General features: G+C 29.3%; 14 protein-coding genes, 2 tRNA genes and 1 other RNA gene. 13 read left to right on the forward strand and 4 right to left on the reverse strand.

What is annotated here, in order from left to right; genetic code table 11:
* Positions 1 to 306: 306 nt before the first annotated feature.
* Positions 307 to 864 (forward strand): outer membrane protein assembly factor BamD, encoded by a 558-nt coding sequence (locus T514_RS0111850; RefSeq protein WP_027624969.1) that lies wholly within the window; start codon positions 307 to 309, stop codon positions 862 to 864.
* 246 nt (positions 865 to 1,110) lie between these two features.
* Here the strand turns inward: T514_RS0111850 and T514_RS0111855 are convergent.
* A tRNA-Leu gene (locus tag T514_RS0111855) sits at positions 1,111 to 1,197 on the reverse strand.
* A gap of 278 nt (positions 1,198 to 1,475) precedes the next feature.
* Between T514_RS0111855 and T514_RS0111860 the strand changes: the two genes are divergently transcribed.
* From T514_RS0111860 to T514_RS24515, 3 genes are all read left to right on the forward strand, one after another.
* Positions 1,476 to 2,999, forward strand: a complete 1,524-nt coding sequence (locus tag T514_RS0111860; protein ID WP_027624970.1) for an AbgT family transporter — start codon at positions 1,476 to 1,478, stop codon at positions 2,997 to 2,999.
* Between the two features lie 56 nt (positions 3,000 to 3,055).
* Positions 3,056 to 4,240 carry a M20 metallopeptidase family protein gene (locus T514_RS0111865; RefSeq protein ID WP_027624971.1) on the forward strand — a complete coding sequence of 395 codons (1,185 nt, stop codon included), beginning with the start codon at positions 3,056 to 3,058 and terminating at the stop codon, positions 4,238 to 4,240.
* A 136-nt stretch (positions 4,241 to 4,376) separates the two neighbouring features.
* The gene (locus T514_RS24515; protein ID WP_051542024.1) at positions 4,377 to 6,371 is read left to right on the forward strand and encodes a sigma 54-interacting transcriptional regulator; all 1,995 of its coding nucleotides are present in this window, start codon (positions 4,377 to 4,379) and stop codon (positions 6,369 to 6,371) included.
* Between the two features lie 37 nt (positions 6,372 to 6,408).
* Here the strand turns inward: T514_RS24515 and T514_RS0111875 are convergent, their stop codons facing one another.
* A complete protein-coding gene (locus T514_RS0111875) occupies positions 6,409 to 7,059 on the reverse strand; it encodes a hypothetical protein (RefSeq protein ID WP_027624972.1) in 651 nt (216 codons plus the stop codon).
* A 278-nt stretch (positions 7,060 to 7,337) separates the two neighbouring features.
* Here T514_RS0111875 and aroC point away from each other — a divergent pair, with 278 nt between their 5' ends.
* From aroC to T514_RS0111915, 8 genes are all read left to right on the forward strand, one after another.
* Positions 7,338 to 8,483, forward strand: a complete 1,146-nt coding sequence (gene aroC / locus T514_RS0111880) for a chorismate synthase (protein WP_027624973.1) — start codon at positions 7,338 to 7,340, stop codon at positions 8,481 to 8,483.
* 24 nt (positions 8,484 to 8,507) lie between these two features.
* Positions 8,508 to 11,144 (forward strand): DNA polymerase I, encoded by a 2,637-nt coding sequence (gene polA / locus T514_RS24520; protein WP_034868983.1) that lies wholly within the window; start codon positions 8,508 to 8,510, stop codon positions 11,142 to 11,144.
* 43 nt (positions 11,145 to 11,187) lie between these two features.
* Positions 11,188 to 11,784, forward strand: coding sequence for a dephospho-CoA kinase (coaE, locus tag T514_RS0111895; RefSeq protein WP_027624974.1), 597 nt, complete (start codon positions 11,188 to 11,190; stop codon positions 11,782 to 11,784).
* Between the two features lie 18 nt (positions 11,785 to 11,802).
* Positions 11,803 to 12,351 carry a lytic transglycosylase domain-containing protein gene (locus T514_RS0111900; protein ID WP_027624975.1) on the forward strand — a complete coding sequence of 183 codons (549 nt, stop codon included), beginning with the start codon at positions 11,803 to 11,805 and terminating at the stop codon, positions 12,349 to 12,351.
* A gap of 42 nt (positions 12,352 to 12,393) precedes the next feature.
* Positions 12,394 to 12,475: transfer RNA gene (locus T514_RS0111905), tRNA-Leu, on the forward strand.
* A 60-nt stretch (positions 12,476 to 12,535) separates the two neighbouring features.
* A non-coding RNA gene (gene ssrS / locus T514_RS26150) (6S RNA) lies at positions 12,536 to 12,728 on the forward strand.
* Positions 12,729 to 12,871: 143 nt separating this feature from the next.
* Positions 12,872 to 13,417 (forward strand): sigma-70 family RNA polymerase sigma factor, encoded by a 546-nt coding sequence (locus T514_RS0111910; protein WP_084284523.1) that lies wholly within the window; start codon positions 12,872 to 12,874, stop codon positions 13,415 to 13,417.
* Positions 13,410 to 14,318 carry a hypothetical protein gene (locus T514_RS0111915; RefSeq protein ID WP_027624977.1) on the forward strand — a complete coding sequence of 303 codons (909 nt, stop codon included), beginning with the start codon at positions 13,410 to 13,412 and terminating at the stop codon, positions 14,316 to 14,318. The genes T514_RS0111910 and T514_RS0111915 overlap by 8 nt, the downstream gene beginning before the upstream one ends.
* 873 nt (positions 14,319 to 15,191) lie before the next feature.
* Here the strand turns inward: T514_RS0111915 and hutG are convergent.
* The gene (hutG, locus tag T514_RS0111930; protein WP_027624978.1) at positions 15,192 to 16,217 is read right to left on the reverse strand and encodes a formimidoylglutamase; all 1,026 of its coding nucleotides are present in this window, start codon (positions 16,215 to 16,217) and stop codon (positions 15,192 to 15,194) included.
* A 299-nt stretch (positions 16,218 to 16,516) separates the two neighbouring features.
* Between hutG and recQ the strand changes: the two genes are divergently transcribed.
* On the forward strand, positions 16,517 to 18,679 hold the full coding sequence (gene recQ / locus T514_RS0111935) for a DNA helicase RecQ (protein WP_034868985.1): 2,163 nt from the start codon (positions 16,517 to 16,519) through the stop codon (positions 18,677 to 18,679).
* 176 nt (positions 18,680 to 18,855) lie between these two features.
* Here the strand turns inward: recQ and T514_RS0111940 are convergent, their stop codons facing one another.
* Positions 18,856 to 19,746 carry a DegV family protein gene (locus T514_RS0111940; protein WP_027624980.1) on the reverse strand — a complete coding sequence of 297 codons (891 nt, stop codon included), beginning with the start codon at positions 19,744 to 19,746 and terminating at the stop codon, positions 18,856 to 18,858.
* Between the last annotated feature and the right edge of the window lie 4 nt (positions 19,747 to 19,750).

A 19,750-nucleotide genomic window follows, 5' to 3' on the forward strand; every position in this document is an offset into this window, starting at 1 on the left:
ATACCATTCTACCTGTGAAAATTGATGCAAGTAAAGAATATATATTATAAAACTTGGCAATAAGGGATAATGTTTTGGAAATATGTGTATAATTATATTGCTGATATGGATACTAAGCAATGATACATTAAAATATGCACTCCTATTTTGTGCTATAATGAGCCAAAAATAAATTCACAAGTATATCTAAAATAATCACATTTGCCATTTGTTTATTGACATAATGCAGTATAAAGACCTATAATCAAGTCATCTATAGTATTTATTTTACAAATGAGTATGATAATGTATTAGGAGGGTAATTTGATGTTGTGGTATTTGATGGTTTTATATGGGCTTGTTAGTTTTATATTTTTAGGTTGCTTATTTATAAGGAAATGGAAGATATCTGGAATGTTTTTTGTTGTAATACTTATTTTAACACCTTTTATTGGTAAAAGCATGGAAAAGGAATATATTCAAAAATATGAACAAGCACTTACAGCCATTAATAATAAGAATTATGATAAGGCACAAGAATTATTAAATGATATAGATGACAAATATGAGAAAACTTATAAATTAGCTCAAGAACAACTTAAGAAAATTAATGATATAAAAATGGAAAAAAATGTAGATATTGCAGAAACTAAATTTAAAGATGGAAATTATTATGGAGCTATGGAAGAGTTGTCAAAGGTGTTATTAATAAATGAAGAGCATAAAAAGGCAATGGAATTATTAAATAAAATTAATCAAAAGATACAAGATAATGTAGAAAAAGAAGCAGGTAAAACAGAAGTTTGGGGTGTTAATAAAATTGATGATGGAGAACAGAGTGTAAAAGTGATAAATAGTTATCAGCCAACTGTAAAAGGTAGATAAAATTTATTGGAATTTATATAAAGATTAATATGAATCTATTTTATTAGAAGTTAGTGTGGGGGCATGCCTATGCTAATTTTTTATTACTTAAAATTAATATTGGTAAGCTTGATTATTTTAGTATAGTGTTCTAATATTATTTAATTTTAAAATAGTTTAAATAAAACACGGACAAATTACGGACAAAACCAAGAAAAAAGCACTTAGGAAAATTAATCCTAAGTGCTTTAAACATAGATATATAAATGGTGCCGAAGGCGGGACTTGAACCCGCACGTTGTTGCCAACGACGGATTTTGAGTCCGTTGCGTCTGCCAATTCCACCACTTCGGCTCGTGACAAAAAAATAATAACATATACACCAGTATAAGTCAAGAGAAATCTAATAATATTTATTAAATTGGCCCAATGAAACACTTAATTATACAGTTAGGCCAGTTTAATAATTATTTTTTGAGAAAATATAGAGAATTGCGTGAAAATTCACTGAAATTCATTTGGCACATTAATTGCTCAATATATTAGTGGCGGGATAAGAAAGGAGAGGGGATAAATTTTAAAGATATATCCTAAAGCAAATACATAATTTAATCAAAAGAAGGAGGATAAATATGGCGGTACAAGAGTTAAGATGTGAAAGAAAAAGTGTTGGTGGATTTTTAGGTTGGGTAGAAAGGGTAGGAAATAAGATTCCTCATCCATTCATATTATTCTTATGGTTAATACTTATAGTTTGGATTGCATCAGCAGTATGTGCTTTCTTTGGAGTTAGTGTAATTAACCCTAGCACAAAAAAGGTAGTAGTGGTGAAAAGTCTACTATCTGCTGAGGGAATAACTTATATACTTAAAAATATGATAAAAAACTTTACAGGTTTTGCACCGTTAGGATTAGTTTTAACTATGACACTTGGTATTGGACTAGCTGAACAGGTAGGATTAATATCTTCATTTATGAGATCTACAATGTTAAATGTTTCACCTAAGTTGGTTACATTCTCCATATTGATAATAGGTATATGTGGTAATATTGCTTCTGATGCTGCAATAATAATAGTACCAGCAGTAGCAGGAATGATATTTGCATCTTTAGGCAGACATCCTTTTGCAGGTATTGCAATAGGTTATGCTTCTACTACAGCAGGATTTAGTGCAAATCTTATAATAAGCGGAACAGATGTATTGCTTGGAGGAATAACAAATGAAGCTATGGCAATTGTAGATAAAAGTGTTACTATTTCTCCAGCAGCTAACTATTATTTTATATTGGTATCTACTGTATTACTTGCTATTGTAGGAACTCTTGTAACAGAAAAAATCATTGAGCCTAGATTAGGCAAATATAATGGAAAGAAAGAAATTATAACTGAAGAAGTTACTAAAGAAGAAAAAGCAGGATTAAGAAAAGCAGGATGGGCAACATTAGTATACATGGTAGGTCTAATTGCAATTTTAATACCTAAAACTAGCTTTTTAAGAAATCCAAAAACTCATTCACTTGTACCATCACCATTTCTAGACTCATTAATACCTTTTATACTATTTTTATTTATTCTAATCTCTATAGTTTATGGTAAAGAAGTTGGAAAAATTAAATCTATGGCAGATATACCTAAGTATATGAGTGCTGCAATAACAGGAATGAGCTCTTATATAGTTCTTGTATTTGTAATAGGACAATTTATAGCTCATTTTAACTGGAGTAATCTAGGTTATGTGCTGGCAGTTAAAGGAGCAGATTTACTAAGTGCTGCTAATTTTACTGGAATACCACTATTTATAGGCTTTGTTATCCTTACAGCTTTTATAAATTTATTTATTGGAAGTGGTTCTGCTAAATGGTCTCTATTAGCTCCAATATTTGTACCAATGTTTTATATGCTAGGATATAGTCCTGCTCTTACACAGGTGCTTTATAGAATAGGAGACTCTCCAACAAACATAATATCTCCATTATTTCCTTATTTCCCAATAATACTAGAATATTTCAATGAATATGATGAGGATGCTGGCGTAGGTACTGTACTTTCTATGATGATTCCTTATTCTATAGCAATGTTAATAGGATGGATACTTTTAGCTATTGTATGGTACTTAATAGGAATTCCATTAGGACCAGGAGCACCAGTAAGATAGTTTTAAAATATAAAGGCTAAAAAATATTTAATTGCTTTTTAATAGGAGGGCTAAAAATGAGTTGTTTATATATAGATAATTTTATAGAGGAATGTCTTGAAGAGGTAATAAAAATAAGAAGAGAAATTCATTCTAATCCAGAATTAGGAATGGAAGAACATGGTACTTCAAAGTTAATAGAAAATAAATTAAAGGAGTTAAACTTAGAAGTATGCACTGGAGTAGGAAATACTGGAGTAGTAGGTTTACTTAGAGGAGAAGAAGAAGGAAAAACCATGCTTTTAAGAGCAGATATGGATGCTCTTCCGCTAGAAGAACTTACAGACTTACCATTTAAATCGAAAAATAAAGGGATAATGCATGCTTGTGGGCATGATGCTCATGTAGCTATACTATTAGGGGCTGCTAAAGTATTGAGCAAAATGAAGAAAGAAATAAAGGGTAATATAAAGTTTGCTTTTCAACCAGCAGAAGAGTGCAATCCTGAAGGGGGAGCAAATTTTATGATTAGAGATGGAGTGCTTGAAAACCCTAAGGTAGACGCAGCAGCAGCATTACATGTTTGGGATTTACCTTTGGGGAAAGTTGGAATAAAGCCAGGGGTAATGATGGCACAATCAGATAGAATATATATAAAGATTAAGGGTAAAAGTTCTCATGGTTCTGCTCCACATCAAGGGGTAGATGCTATTGTAGCAGCTGCTCACGTGATAACTGCACTTCAAACCATAGTAAGTAGAAATATAGATCCTTTAAATAGTGCTGTAGTATCAATAGGGCTAATTAATGGAGGATATAGAGAAAATGTAATAGCTGATGAAGTAAACATGAAGGGTACTGTAAGAACATTTGACAGCGAAACTGTAAGCATTATGCCTGAGAAAATAGAAACTATAGTAAATGGAATATGTAAAGGTTTAAACTGTGAATATGAATATAAATATGTAAAGGGATATCCATATATGTATAATGAGGAAAAGCTAACAGATTGTGCAGTAGAAGGATTGAAAAATTTCTTTGGAGAAGATGTGGTTATTTTGGATAGACCAGCTACTGGAGCAGAGGATTTTGCCTTCTTCTCTAAAAAAGTTCCTTCAGCTTTAATGTGGATAGGATGTAAATCAGAAAAAAATAAAGATTGCTGCGTACTTCATAATCCTAAATTCTTATTAGATGAGAGAGCTATAGCTAAAGGAATTAAAGCTATGTGTGCTGTAGCTTTAAATTTTTTAAATAATTAAATATACAGGTTTAATAAAAGGACTTTTCTTATGAAATATATACAGATAAGGAGAGTCCTTTTACATATATATTTGATTTTGTTGAAAATTTGAATTATTATAAAATTAATAACTTTATTGGAGGATATTAGAAACAATGGATAAAATTATAGCTATAGGAGCTTTAAATGAAAATACAAGAGAGTTTTACGAAAAGAGTCTTATAGATATTTTGGGACGAAGATATAAAGTAAAATCTTATAATTTTAATAAATATAATGGGAATAAAATAGATGCAGATATATTACTTATTTCTACCCCAATTATGATAAACATTGTAAAACAATATATAAGTGATGATACTAAACTAATTTGTATAAGTAGAACTTTTACTAAATATGTTTATAAATTATTGCAGGATATACCCAAGGGAACAAGAGCGCTTTTAGTAAACAATGGTTTAAATACTACTTTTGAAACCATATCACTTATTTATTCTTTAGGTTTTGAGTTTGAATTATATCCATATTATCCAGGGGTTGAGCCTAGAACTGATATAGATACAGCAATTACTACCAATGAAGAAAGAATTGTACCTAAAAATATTAATAAAATATATAATATAGGACATATGGCATTTGATATGAGCACAATTGTAGACTTGATGAATGAGCTAGATATAAATACTGATGAAAGAGATGAAATACTTCATAAATATGAAGAAAAAATAATACCAGTTGGAAAAGGTGTACATGCTCTATTTGGTACAAATGTAATGGTTAAAACTGCTATGCATACTATAGTGGATTTAATTAATGAAGGAGTTTTGGAAACCGATGACGAAGGTAATATAATAATGGCTAATAAAAAATCTCAACAAGTTATGGGAGTTGGGGAAAGAGAGCTAATAGGTAAAAATATAAATGAAGTATTTAATAAAGATAAATTAAACGTGGATTTTAATAAAGAAGTAAATGATTTATTAATAGATTATAAAAAGGATAAATTGATAATAAATTTAAAACCTATGCAGGTATTTAATAAAGCAATAGGAAATATTATTACCGTGAAAAATGTAACTGAGTTGAGAAAGTTAGAAGAACAGATCAGACGAGAAGTATCCATAAAGGGGTATTTGGCAAAGTATAACATGGAGCATATAATAGGGCAAAGTAAACAAATAGAAGAAACTAAAAAGCTAGCTAAAACCATGGCGTGGTCTAATTCATCTGTACTTATAATAGGAGAAAGTGGTACAGGCAAGGAGCTATTTGCCCAAGCTATACATAATAATTCTAATAGAAATAAATTTCCTTTTGTTGCTATAAATTGTGCGGCACTTCCTGAGAATTTAATAGAAAGCGAATTGTTTGGATATGAGGGAGGCGCTTTTACAGGTGCAAAAAAAGAAGGGAAACCTGGTTTATTTGAGCAAGCACATTTAGGTACTCTTTTTTTAGATGAAATAGGAGACTTACAGCTAAATATGCAGGCTAGATTATTAAGAGTTATTCAAGAAAGGGAAGTAGTAAGAATAGGCAGCACAAGAATAAGAAAAGTAGATGTAAGAATTATCTCAGCAACAAATAAAGATTTATTTAAGTTAGCGCAAGAAGGAAAATTTAGATGGGATTTATACTATAGACTAAATGTATTTCCTTTAAGGATACCTTCTTTAAGGGAAAGAAAAGAGGATATAGAAGTTATATTTAAATGGTTTCTTAATAATTTAAATTGCAATAAGGAAATTGACCAGGAAGTTATACAGGTATTAAAAAATCATAATTGGCCAGGAAATATAAGAGAATTAAGAAATTTAGCAGAATATTTAAGTAAAATGGGTTCTAATCCAATAGTCAGGGAGGATTTGCCCTATAATTTTATGTTGAATATACAAAGAGAAAATAAAAATAATATAGCATATGTAGATAAAGAAATATTAAAAATATTACATAAGAAGATAGTAAGTAAAGAGAAGGTTGGAAGAGGCAAGATAGCTTCTTTATTGGAATGTAATGAGATTTTTTTAACAGAAAAAGAGGTTAGAAATAGACTAGAATATTTAAGTGATAAAGGATATGTATTAATTGGTGTAGGACGACAGGGAACTAAGCTTAGTTATAAAGGAATGGAATTAGCTAAAAAATTGTAAAAAGTAGATTAGTGATTTATCACTAACCTATCTTTTGCTATGATCTTTTTTCATTAAAGGAAATGCTTTTTAATTCTTTTTCGCCAAAAGGTGGCATCTCAAAGTTTTCTATTATTTCTAGTGCTTTAAAAGGGGCTGATTGCAAATTAACTTTTGCGTCCATTAAAGTTTGCCTAATGCTTTCATTAAAATAATTACAATAGGAGAAATAATCCTTTCTTTCACGGGAAAAATTTTTATATTCTTCCTCACAGCAACCTATTACTGTTCTGCATAGATATAGATTGCAGGGATGAGGTCTTAATCTAAAATCTAAATGACATCCATTTGGTCTAAAAAAAGCGCATACCCTAAAAAATAATTTAGGATCAAAATTATCTTCAATGCTGTCAGGATTTTCTTTTATAAAGTTTAAATACTTTTCTTCATCAAAATTTCCAATTACTTCAATACTATATTTATTGATAACAGCATTTTTCATATTTAATAAAGCAAGTATAAAATTCTTTTTTTCCATATCTAAAATATTTTTTATATCAACTAAGGTGTATTTAGGAAAATACCAACAACACCCTCTATTTTCAGTAGTTGTGTGGGAGGTGGATTCTAAAATTTTTGAGCAATGACCACAAAAATTACATTTGAAAACAGGAATATTATCTTTATATTCATAACTAAGTTTATACATAATAATTCCTCCAAAAATTAACATTTAATATTAATAATTTATAAAAAAAATGCACAACAATCAACTTTCAAAGTTGCATGAAATAATTAAATTTAGAAAGAAAGTATTAAAAAGTAATATAATACATTAATTTACATGCAGTATATAGCTTAGAAAAGGCTAAAATAGAAGTTGTAAAATGTAAAATATCATTGAATGTTAAATAAATGAATGATTTATAGTAAAATAATAATTACAATGGTATTATAAAATTATTATTTCATACAAAGGAGAATATTATGCTTAGATTTTTAGATGCAGGGGAATCCCATGGTAAGGCAATGATATGTATAATAGATGGAATCCCTTCAAATTTTAATATTGATATAAATTTTATAAATAGTGAATTGAAAAGAAGGCAAGGTGGCTATGGTAGAGGGGAAAGGATGAAAATAGAAGAGGATAGGATAGAATTTTTATCTGGTATTAGAGGAAGTAAAACCACAGGAAATCCTATAACCATGATTATATTTAATAAGGACTTTGAAAATTGGAAAGAAATAATAACTAAAGAACCTAAGGAGGAAGAAAAAATAGCTGTGCCCCGTCCAGGACATGGTGATTTAGTTGGATATTTTAAATATGGCACTGGTGATATAAGAGATAGTATTGAAAGAACTTCTGCTAGAGAAACATCTATAAGAACAGCAGTAGGAGCACTATGTAAAGAAATTCTTAAAGAATTAGGTATAGAAATAAGAAGTAAGGTACATAGTATAGGAAATCTTTATGATGATACAGTGGATTTGTTTTATGATGGTATATATGAAAAAATAGATAAGAGCCCTGTTAGATGTTATAATAGAGAAGTTCAAAAAGGATTTATTAAAAAAATTGATATTTGTAAAGAACAGGGAGAAACTATAGGTGGAAGTGTATTTATTTCCATAAAAGGTGTGCCAATAGGGGTAGGAAGTTATTCGCAATGGGATAGAAAATTAGATGCTATATTAAGCTATGGCATTATGTCTGTTCAAGGAGTAAAGGCTATAGAATTTGGTAATGGTCTAGACTCAAGTTTAAGAGGCAGTACTTTTAATGATGAAATCAATTATGAAAATGGAAGAATTAAAAGAAAATCTAATAATTCTGGTGGAATAGAAGCAGGAATATCTAATGGTGAAAATATAGAACTAAAGGCATATATAAAACCTATACCTTCTATAAAGAAGGATATTGGTACCGTGAATTTAAGAGAAAAAAAGGAAACTAAGACTAGATATGAACGTTCAGATGTATCTGCTGTAATACCAGCTTCCATAGTTATAGAAAATGTAGCAGCTTTCTATATACTAAGAGAAGTAATGAATAAGTTCCCAGCAGACGAATTTGGTGAACTTAAAGAAAATATAAATAATTATAGAAAAACAGTTTATTTACGATAGATGTGTGATAGGAGAGATAAGTTAATGGAAAAGAAAGAAAGATTATTAATTTTGGATGGAAATAGCTTAATGAATAGAGCTTTTTATGCATTACCACCCCTAACGAATAGTGATGGAATACATACTAATGCGGTGTATGGATTTACTACTATGCTTTTAAAAATGAAGGAAGAAATAGCTCCAGATTACATAGTATGTACATTTGATAGAAGCGCACCAACTTTTAGACATAATGAATATAAAGATTATAAGGCTGGAAGGAAAAGGATGCCTGAAGAATTAGCGGAGCAGTTTCCAATAGTAAAAGATCTTTTATATAAACTTGCTATTGATATATTTGAAATAGATGGATTTGAAGCGGATGATTTGATAGGAACATTATCAAAATTTGCAGAGGAGAAAGGTATAGAAGTTTACATTGTAACAGGAGATAGGGATGCTCTTCAATTGGCTTCAGATACTACAAAAGTAGTAATTACTAAAAAGGGTATAACAGAAAAAGAAATATATGATAGAACTAGAATGATAGAAGAAATGGGAGTTACTCCTACTCAATTTATAGATGTAAAAGGACTTATGGGAGATAGTTCAGATAATATACCAGGAGTGCCTGGAGTAGGTGAAAAAACTGCCTATAAGCTTATAAAAGAATATGGAAGTGTAGAAAATGTTCTTCAAAATATAGATAAGATTAGTGGTAAAAAGCTAAAGGAAAATTTAACAGAAAATAGTGAACAGGCGATTTTTAGTAAAAAGTTAGCCACTATAATGAGAGAAGTTCCTATAGAAATAGATTTAGATTCTATAAAATCAAAAGAAAATTATGATGAAGAAGCAGTAAAAAGAATTTTTATAGATTTACAGTTTAAAACTTTAATAGATAAATTACCTCATTCTAAAGATTTTAAGGAAGAAAACAATGAGATAAAAGTAGAATATAAATTAGTACAGAGTATAAATGAACTAAAGAATTTATGTAATATTATAGTATCAAAATTCAAAAATAGTTTATTGTATGTGACATTTAAACTTTTAAATGAGAATATATATTCTAAGAGTTCAATAGAAAAAATATTTATTAACTGTGGAGAAGAAAATTTTATTGTATCTTTACAGGAAATTTTAAATGAAAATAATGAAGAAACTATTAGTTGTTTAAAAGAAATATTTGAAAATGGAGAAATTCAAAAGGTATGTCATGACATAAAAATGCCTCATACTATTCTTCATAAAATGGGAGTAGATTTAAATGGGGTGAAATTTGATACAAAAATAGCTGCATATTTAATCGATTCTTCAAGGGGAGATTATGATCTAAATACACTAATACAACAATATCTAAAGATTATACTAAAGGATGAGGAAGAAAGAGAAGTAAAGGAAGTATCCTTATTAAAAGAAGTATACAGTGAGTTAGAAAAGCAAATAAAATCTTTGGATATGGAACAGCTTTTTTATGAAGTTGAATTACCTTTAACTACAGTGTTAGCTTCTATGGAAAGTTATGGATTTAAAGTAGATAAAGATATGTTAACTCATATAGGAGAGAAGTTTACAAAAGAAATTGAAAAAGTCCAAAAGGAGATATATTCATTATCAGAAGAGGAATTTAATATTAATTCCCCAAAGCAGCTTGGTAAAATTCTTTTCGAAAAATTAGATTTACCTGTTATAAAGAAAACAAAAACAGGATATTCCACTAATGCAGAAGTTTTAGAAGCTTTGGAAGGAAAACATCCTATAATAGAAAAAATAACATATTATAGACAGCTTACAAAACTTTATTCAACTTATGTAGAAGGTTTAAAGAATGTAATTGATGAAGATGGGAAAATACATTCTAGCTTTAATCAAACAGTAACTACTACTGGGAGGCTTTCTAGTACAGAACCTAACTTACAAAACATACCTATAAAATATGAAATGGGTAGGGAAATAAGAAAAGTATTTGTTCCTAATAATAATGTCTCTATTATTTTATCTGCAGATTATTCACAAATAGAATTGAGAGTACTTGCACATATTGCAGGAGATGAAAATCTTATAAATGCTTTCAAACATCATGCAGATATACACACAAAGACAGCCTCAGAGGTGTTTAGAGTTCCTATAGAAGAGGTTACTAAAACTATGAGAAGTAATGCTAAAGCAGTAAACTTCGGTATAGTATATGGTATAGGTGATTTTAGTTTAGCAAAGGATATAAAAGTATCAAGAAAAGAAGCTAAGGAATATATAGATACTTATTTTGAAAGATATCCTAATGTAAAAAAATATATGGATGATACAGTAAAAAAAGCTGAAAAAGATATGTTTGTTACTACCATATTAAACAGAAGAAGATTTATCCCTGAAATAGCTAATTCTAAAAAAATGGTTAAAGCATTAGGGGAAAGACTTGCTATGAATAGTCCAATACAAGGCAGTGCAGCAGATATTATTAAATTAGCTATGGTGAAGGTTTATAATGAACTGGAAAAAAGACAGCTTAAAAGTACCCTAATACTTCAGGTTCATGATGAACTTATATTAAATGTATATAAAGATGAGTTAGAACAGGTGAGAACCATTGTAAAAGACTCCATGGAAAATGTTATGCCTTTAAGTGTTCCGTTAGAAGTTGATATAAGTGAAGGTGAAAATTGGTATGAAGCTAAATAATTTAAATGAAGTTTCACATAAATTAAGGACTACAAATGGAAAAATGTTAAAAGTAGGTTTAACAGGAGGAATTGGCAGCGGTAAAAGTACGGTATCTAAAATGTTAAGGGAAAAAGGAATACCTATAATAGATGCAGACATAATTGCTAGACAGGTGTTAAATAAATATCCAAGTATTATAAAAGAGATTGAAGAAGAATTTGGAAAAGAATTTATTAATTCTGATAGAAGTTTAAGAAGAAGAGAATTTGGAAACTATATTTTTTCATCCGAGGCTAGAAGAAAAAAATATGAAGATATGATAATACCATATATAAAAGAAGAAATATTTAGTTCTTTTCATGAATATGAAATAAAGGGTGAAAAGGTGTGTGTTTTAGATGCTCCAACTTTAATAGAGCAAAATATTCATAAAGATATGGACTTTGTAGTTTTAGTATGGGCAGATAAAAGTACCCAAATTAAAAGGGTAAAGGGAAGAGATAGATTTAGTGAAGATGAAGTAATAAAAAGAATAAATTCTCAAATGTCTTTAGATGAAAAAAGAAAAGTGGCTGATTTTGTAGTAGATAATACATGTACATTAAAAGAAACAGAAGAACAAGTCCATAGATTAATTAGTCTAATCAATGGCTTATAGGGGGAGTGGGAAAGAAAGGTGAGGAAGCTAAGAAAAATTATAATATTTGTACTCATAGCGGTAGTAATTTACAATGGAGTACCATCTATGCTAAAAAAAGTATACCCTATGAAGCATTCACAATTAATATATAATTATGCTAAAAAATATGATTTAGATCCGTATTTTGTGGCGGCGGTAATAAAAACAGAAAGTAATTTTAATTCTAATGCAGTATCCTGTAAAAATGCTTATGGACTTATGCAGATCACATCAAGTACAGGAATTTGGATTGCAGAGCAAATGAAACTAAAGGATTTTCAGGTAGATAAACTTTTTCAGCCAGAATATAACATTTCCATGGGGTGTTGGTATCTAGATGATTTAAAGAAAGAGTTTGGTGGCAACATGGATTTAGTTTTAGCTGCATACAATGGTGGAAGAGGGAACGTGCAAAAATGGTTAAGCGAAACTGAGCATTCTAAGGATGGAAAAAATCTTCACTACATTCCTTTTAAGGAAACAGATAAGTATGTAAAGAAGGTAAAGGTAAGTTATAATATTTATAGATTTTTATACAGTAAATAGTTATTGACAATATTACATAGGATAGTATAATAATATTGTAATGCGAGAGTGGCGGAATGGCAGACGCGCACGTTTGAGGGGCGTGTGGGAGACCGTACGGGTTCAAGTCCCGTCTTTCGCACCAAAAAATAACTATTGCAAATTTTAATAATATTTGATAAAATACAATTGTAGCAAAATTGAATAATTTCTGAAATATGCGCGGGCTCTAAATTTTGAACCTACATTACAGAAAAGGGAGTTCAACATTTAGATGGTGATATGTACTTTCTTGTGAGACCTCTATATGGCATTGAAGGCGATAGAAACATCTGTGAGAACACCCACCTATCGGAAGATAGGTGTCAAAATTAGGGTGACGGTATTTTGGATTTTAACTAGTAAACACAAAGAGAGATAGAAATATCTCTCTTTTTTAATTTTCTTAAAAAGTTTTATTTAAATGAAACTTTTTAAGAAGATGGTTTGTCTAATTGATGAAGCCAGGTAGTTAATAGTTAAGTTTGATTTATATAGGTCTATGATTTTAAGCTGTAAGGAAGTGATAACACTGGTAGATATAGTACAAAAAGCAATAAAAGGTGATAAAGAAAGTTTTAGTATACTAATACAGGAAAGAAAAGAACAAATTTATAAAATAGCTTATAGCTATGTAAATAATGTTGAGGATGCTTTGGACATAGTTCAGGATGTTATTTATAAAGCATTAATATCTATAAAAGATTTAAAGAAACCAGAATACTTTAATACTTGGATAATTAGAATTACTATAAATTATTCTATAAATCATTTAAGAAAGCATAAAAAAGTTGTGTATATGGATGAAAGCTATATTAAAGATACTTATACAAATTGTAATAATGAAGAAGTAATAGATTTGAAAAGAGAACTTGAAAAACTAGATGTAAAATATAAAACTGTAATAATATTGAAGTATTTTGAAGATATGACCTTAAGTGAAATTGCAGAAGTTTTAGATTTACCTATTAGCACAGTTAAGACACAATTATACCGTGCACTAGAAAAACTAAAGATAAGTCTTAAGGAGGTGGATTTAGATGAATAATAAGATAGATGACTTAAAGAAAATTTATGATGATATAGAGATTCCTGAAAATTTAGATGAAGCGGTTAATAGCGCTCTAAGGAAAGGAGAAGGTAAAATGAAAAAGGGGAATAGAAGATGGTTAAAGGGCAGCGGAATTGCAGCAGCCATAATTATTGCAGCAACAATAGGTATAAATACTATGCCTGTGTTTGCTAATACTTTAATTAGTGTTCCAGGGGTAGGGAGGTTGGTTAAAATTCTTCAGTTTAATAATGGAGAAGGAAATGGTGGAAAGGTAACAGATGGAGCTGATGTAAATCTTATAAGGATTAAAAGTTATAAAAACAGTGAAAGTATATTAATTAATTTTGCAAAGAATGAAAAAGCTGCAACTATATCACCAAGCTATAAAGTGGAATATAATACTAATCCTTATACTCTCACTTTTACTATAAGTGGGGCAAGGAAGTTAAATGCTGAAAGTTATTTTGAAGATTTAAAAAAGAGCAAGTATATATCAGATGTATATAAGCTTATGACTCTTGATGACTCTATGGTTAGATTTACAGTGGTATTAAAAGAGCCTGTAAAATATGAAGTGAAGGAATATAAAGAACCTGCCTATTTAGAAGTTAATTTAAAAGAGGATAATGCTAAAGACGAAACTATGTATTCTATAAGAACTGCTTCTCAGCCATTTGGTGAGGGAATTGGTCAGGTAGAAGAAATTTTATATAATGAAAAAGGGATAAGAATGCTTAAAGATTCAAAAGGCACCTTCTGTATGGAAACTGGAATTTATAAATCTTATGAAGAAGCCGAAAATAAGCTTAAAGAATTTAAAGAAAAGTATGGGGCACAGTTGAATTTATCTATAGAAGAAAGAAAGGGAACGGATATACCCAAACCTTTGGATTAGGTAATTGCTAGTTTGAAATGAAATTTTTAAAAGATAAAAGGCTATGTCAAAATAAAACTTTGACATAGCTTTTTTGTATTTATAATTATTTCCTTAAAATTAAAGATAATAATGTTTTAAAATATTCTAAATGAAAACCCTCATTTTTGCAGTATAATTTAATATTATTATTATATTTACTGCTATCAAAAGAGTTTACATAATAATCTAAATTAGGTACACCGAACATAAGCATGCATATCACCTCCCAATATAGTGTTGTGTGTTAAGTTAATTTTTGTGTTACTCATCATACATCTCTCCTTTCACATTTTTTATATAAAAAAAGCCGTGGAAGTTCCACGGCTTTTTCAATATCAAAACAAAATATTAAAAATAAAAAGCCATGGGTTATGATAACCCATGGACATAAAAGCATAAAGTAAGTATTTAAAAGACACTTATGGCAGAGTTATCAATAATTTTTATTAAATTAGTTGAATCTGTTGATAAAAAATTGAAGTTTAACATAACTCTACCTCCTTAAACAAAATTTACTTTAATTACATTATAATAATATCATATAATGGAAATGTTGTAAATAACTTTTTAACATCAAGTGATTCTTAGACTCAGGTGGAGTTTGTTTATGAGGAATACCTTTCTTCATCTGAGTCTTAGAAGAACTTATCCAGGGGCGTGTCAGCTGTTATGCACAGCATAAGAACTCTAAATCGCTGAAGCTCAAGAGTTCTTATATCTCCCACCTAAAGAAAAGCAGAGAACTAAAATCTTTGATTTTGTGTGAATCGCTTTCACAGAGTGTGATGGGAGTGTTACGGATGGTAGCCGTCGGATAAATTTCAATAATATTTATTATTATTCAAATAAGATTTATCTTAAATATTCAATAGATAAGTTGTGTATTTCTGATATAGTATCAATTAATGAAAAGATTATTACTGCAGCTAAGTTTGCAGTAGTATTATCCTGGTCAAATCTTGGTGAAACTTCTGCTATATCAAAGCTAACCACTTTATTAGATCTTAATATGTATTTGATAAATTTTAATACTGTTTCTGGGTTTAAACCTAATGATTGAGTTGCACTTACTCCAGGTGCAAAGGCTGAGGTGAATACATCAGAACAAATAGTAATATAAATATGATCTTGATGTTTTATAAAGTGATCTAACTTTTCTAATACTGACCATGTATCTCCATTTGAAATGTCTTTTGCTAATATATATTCTGCGCCTAATCTATCTGCAGTTTTGAATAAATCAACAGTATTACTATGTTTTTGAACGCCCATACACAAATATGAATAGTCTAAATCACGTTCCTTACATATATCTGATATTTGTCTAAACATAGTTCCTGAACTTCCCCCATTTGGATAAGGTCTAAGATCAAAATGAGCATCAAAATTTATTATACCTATATTTGGTTTAGGTTCATCTTTTGACAAATGACTTAAAACACCATTATAGTGTCCAAAGGTAGTTTCATGACCACCGCCTAATACTATTGGGAATAGGTTTAAACTTAAAATCTTATCTACTGCTTTTGAAAGTAGAGCTTGGCTTTCTTCTAAAGTTATATTTTCGCAAAATACATTTCCTGCATCAAAAAGTTTAACCTCTTGTGAAAAACAGCATGGTAAATTACTCATTTCTTTTCTAATACTTAGAGGACCATTAGCAGCTCCTATTCTACCTCTATTACGTCTAACCCCTTCATCGCAGCAAAAACCGATAAAGGCAAAACCTAATTTGCCAGTAAAGGGAACTAAATTTTCATCTCTTAAATCAATATTTTTAATCCATTGATGCCATCTAAAAGCATCAAAATTACTATCGCTGTCTATTCTTCCCTGCCAAGTTGTGTCATCTGTAGGTTTATAATTATCATTAAACATTTTATCCTCTCCCGTCTATATGCTCCTAATATAATAATTATATATTATTTACATTTAATAATACAAGATGAACTAAGATGTAATTATTCTTTAGTATATAGTGAAAATAACTATGTTTTTAGGGTATAATGGTACATAGGTTCATCCGATGACTACCCGCTCTAATACTCCCATCTTATTCAAAGTGGAAGTAAAGAGCGGCTACGTCCATGGATAACTATCTAAGCTTCAGTGTGAGAAAAAACTCCCCCTGAAGCCAAGAATTCTGTTTATGGAAAAATAGTAAAGGAGAGATATGCATGTCAGTAGAAGCTGCCAAACAGGTTTTGAAGAAATATTTTGGATATGATGAATTTAGGGGAGCACAAGAAAAAGTTATAGAAGGTATTTTAGATAAAGATGATACTTTAGCTATTATGCCAACAGGAGCGGGAAAATCCATATGTTATCAAATACCTGCTTTGCTTTTACAGGGAGTTACCATAGTAATATCACCACTTATTTCACTTATGAAGGATCAAGTGGATTCATTGAAGGCATTAGGGATAGAGGCTGCTTATATTAATAGTTCATTAAACAATTTAGAGATAAATGAAACACTTCATAATGCTAGACAGGGCATATATAAGCTGATTTATGTTGCGCCAGAAAGATTAGAATCAGAAAGTTTTTGTGAGAGTTTAAATAATTTACATATTTCAATGGTAGCAGTAGATGAAGCTCACTGTGTTTCTCAGTGGGGACATGATTTTAGACCTAGTTATACAAGAATTACTTCTTTTATTAATAGTTTAGAACACAGACCAATAGTTTCAGCATTTACGGCTACAGCTACAGAGGTTGTTAGAAATGATATATTAAATCTTTTGGCTTTACAAAATCCTCAAATTTTTATAACAGGATTTGATAGAAAAAATTTAAGCTTTACAGTTATAAAAGGAGAAAATAAAGACAAATTTATATATGATTATTTGGAAAGCAATAAAGGAAAGATTGGTATAATCTATACTTCTACTAGAAGAGAAGCGGAAGGTATATATAATAAGTTGAATCTTAAAGGGTACAAGGCAGGCGTATACCATGCTGGATTAAGTGATAAAGAGAGAAAAAGGGTTCAAGATGATTTCTCATTTGATAATATAGATATAATAGTTGCAACCAATGCATTTGGTATGGGAATTGATAAATCTAATGTAAGGTTTGTTATTCATTATAATATTCCTAAAAATATGGAGGCTTACTATCAAGAAGCAGGTCGTGCGGGAAGAGATGGAGAAGAAAGTGAATGTATACTACTGTTTTCACCACAGGATATACAAACTCAAAAGTATTTTATAGATGAAGGTTATTTACCACAGGATAGAAAAAATTATGAATACAATAAATTAAGAGCTATGGTAGATTATTGTTATACTTCAAAATGCTTAAGAGCTTATATATTAGAATATTTCGGTGAAAAAGATGTTAGGGAGAAATGTAATAATTGTAGTAATTGTAATGATGATAGAGAAGAAAAGGATATTACTATAGAAGCTCAAAAGATATTCTCATGTGTATATAGGATGAAAGAACGTTTTGGAACAAATATGATAGCAGATGTGCTTAAAGGATCAAAAAATAAAAAGGTTTTAACTTTAGGGTTAGATGAGCTTTCTACCTATGGAATAATGAAAGAGTTTTCTCAAAAGAATATAGTAGCTTTAATAAATAAATTAATAGCAGATGATTATTTATTAACAACAGATGACATGTATCCAGTAGTAAAATTAAAACCTAAATCTTTTAATGTATTAAAGGGTAAAGAATCTGTATTTATGAAAGTTACAAAAGTAAAGAAAGTAGTAAATGAAGATAACACATTGTTAAATATTTTAAAAGATTTAAGAAAAGAGATATCACAAGAGGAAGGAATTCCTCCGTTTATGATTTTCCATGATTCCACATTAAAAGAACTAAGTCAATATATGCCAAGAGATAAAGAGTCGCTGTTAAGAATTAAAGGAATAGGAGAGAGAAAAGCTGAGGTTTATGGAGAAAAATTTATAGATGCAATTACTAAATATGCTAAGGAAAATAATATAGAAATAAAAAATGAAATTGTAGATGATAAAACAAGCATTCTACCTAAGGAAAATAAAATTAAAACTCATATACTTACATATAATTTATATAAAGAAGGAAAAGGTATAGAGGAAATTGCTAAAGAAAGAGATTTAAGCAAAACAACAATAGAAGAGCATTTGTTTAAATGTCTAACTGAAGGTATGGACATTAATGTAGATAATTTTATTAAAAAAGAATATGAAGAAATAATAGTAGATGCAATAAAGAGCGTAGGTGGTAATAAATTAAAACCAATAAAAGAGGCGCTACCAGATCAGGTTGATTATACATCTATAAAGTTTGTTTGGTATAAGTATAAGAGTCAAAAAATTTCCAATAGTAATTCTTTAACAAGCTAACTTTTTAGTGAATAGTTAAGGATAATTTTTATCGTTTTATTATGAAAAGTTTAGACTAAAAAAATTTTCGTGATAATTTAAACGAAGAAAAATTATCCTTTGCTTTTTAGTGTTTACTTTTTACTGTAAAAAGACTAATCTATACTTTATGCTATGAAAAAAATCTATATTTTTTATTAATTTTTGATCATATGATGTTGTCTATGTTTCCCTATAAAAAATACTGCTAAAGCATTAGGGCCACTATAAGATCCAACCACAGGGCCTATATTGTTAATTAAGACATCTTTAATTTTTACTTTTTCTAGTATTGCATTTTTAAGTGATAAAGCTCCATCTAAGCAATCACCATGACAAATAGAAATTGTCTCATTTTCTGGATTTTCAATTCTTTCTTTAACTATATCTGCTAATGTATTTATAGATTTTTTTCTGCCCTTTACTTTAAGAACAGGAATTACTCTACCTTCATGATTTAATGTAAGTATAGGTTTTATGTGAAGAACAGTACCTAGTATTGCAGCAGTAGAAGATATTCTTCCACCATTTTTTAGAAAACTTAAATCATCTACTGTAATATAAGTATTTAAATATTGTTTTATATTCTCAAGATAATCTATTATTTCTTCAAAGGATGCCCCATTTTTTCGCATTTCTTCTGCTTTTATTACCATCAATCCTTGTCCAAGAGAAGAAGTTAAAATATCTACTATATAAATTTTTGTATTAGGGAATTCTTCACCTATAGCAGATTTAGCAATATTTGCACTATTTAAAGTTCCACTTAATCCAGAGGATACACAAATATAGATGATATCGTTTCCAAATAGGGCGAGTTCTTTAAATTTTTCATATATAATTTGGCTACTTGGCTGAGAAGTTTTAGGAATTTCACCTTGTCTAATTTTATTAAAGAAATCCTCAGAAGATAAACTTTTACCAAAGTCATCATAGTATTCTTTTTCATTAAAATTACATGTCAAACTAACAAATGGAATATTGTTTCTCTCTATAAAATCTATAGGTAAGTCACAACAAGAATCGGTCATAATAGTAAATTTATTCATATAA

The sequence above is a fragment of the Clostridium lundense DSM 17049 genome, from assembly GCF_000619945.1.
GTDB classification, from domain to species: domain Bacteria; phylum Bacillota; class Clostridia; order Clostridiales; family Clostridiaceae; genus Clostridium_AO; species Clostridium_AO lundense.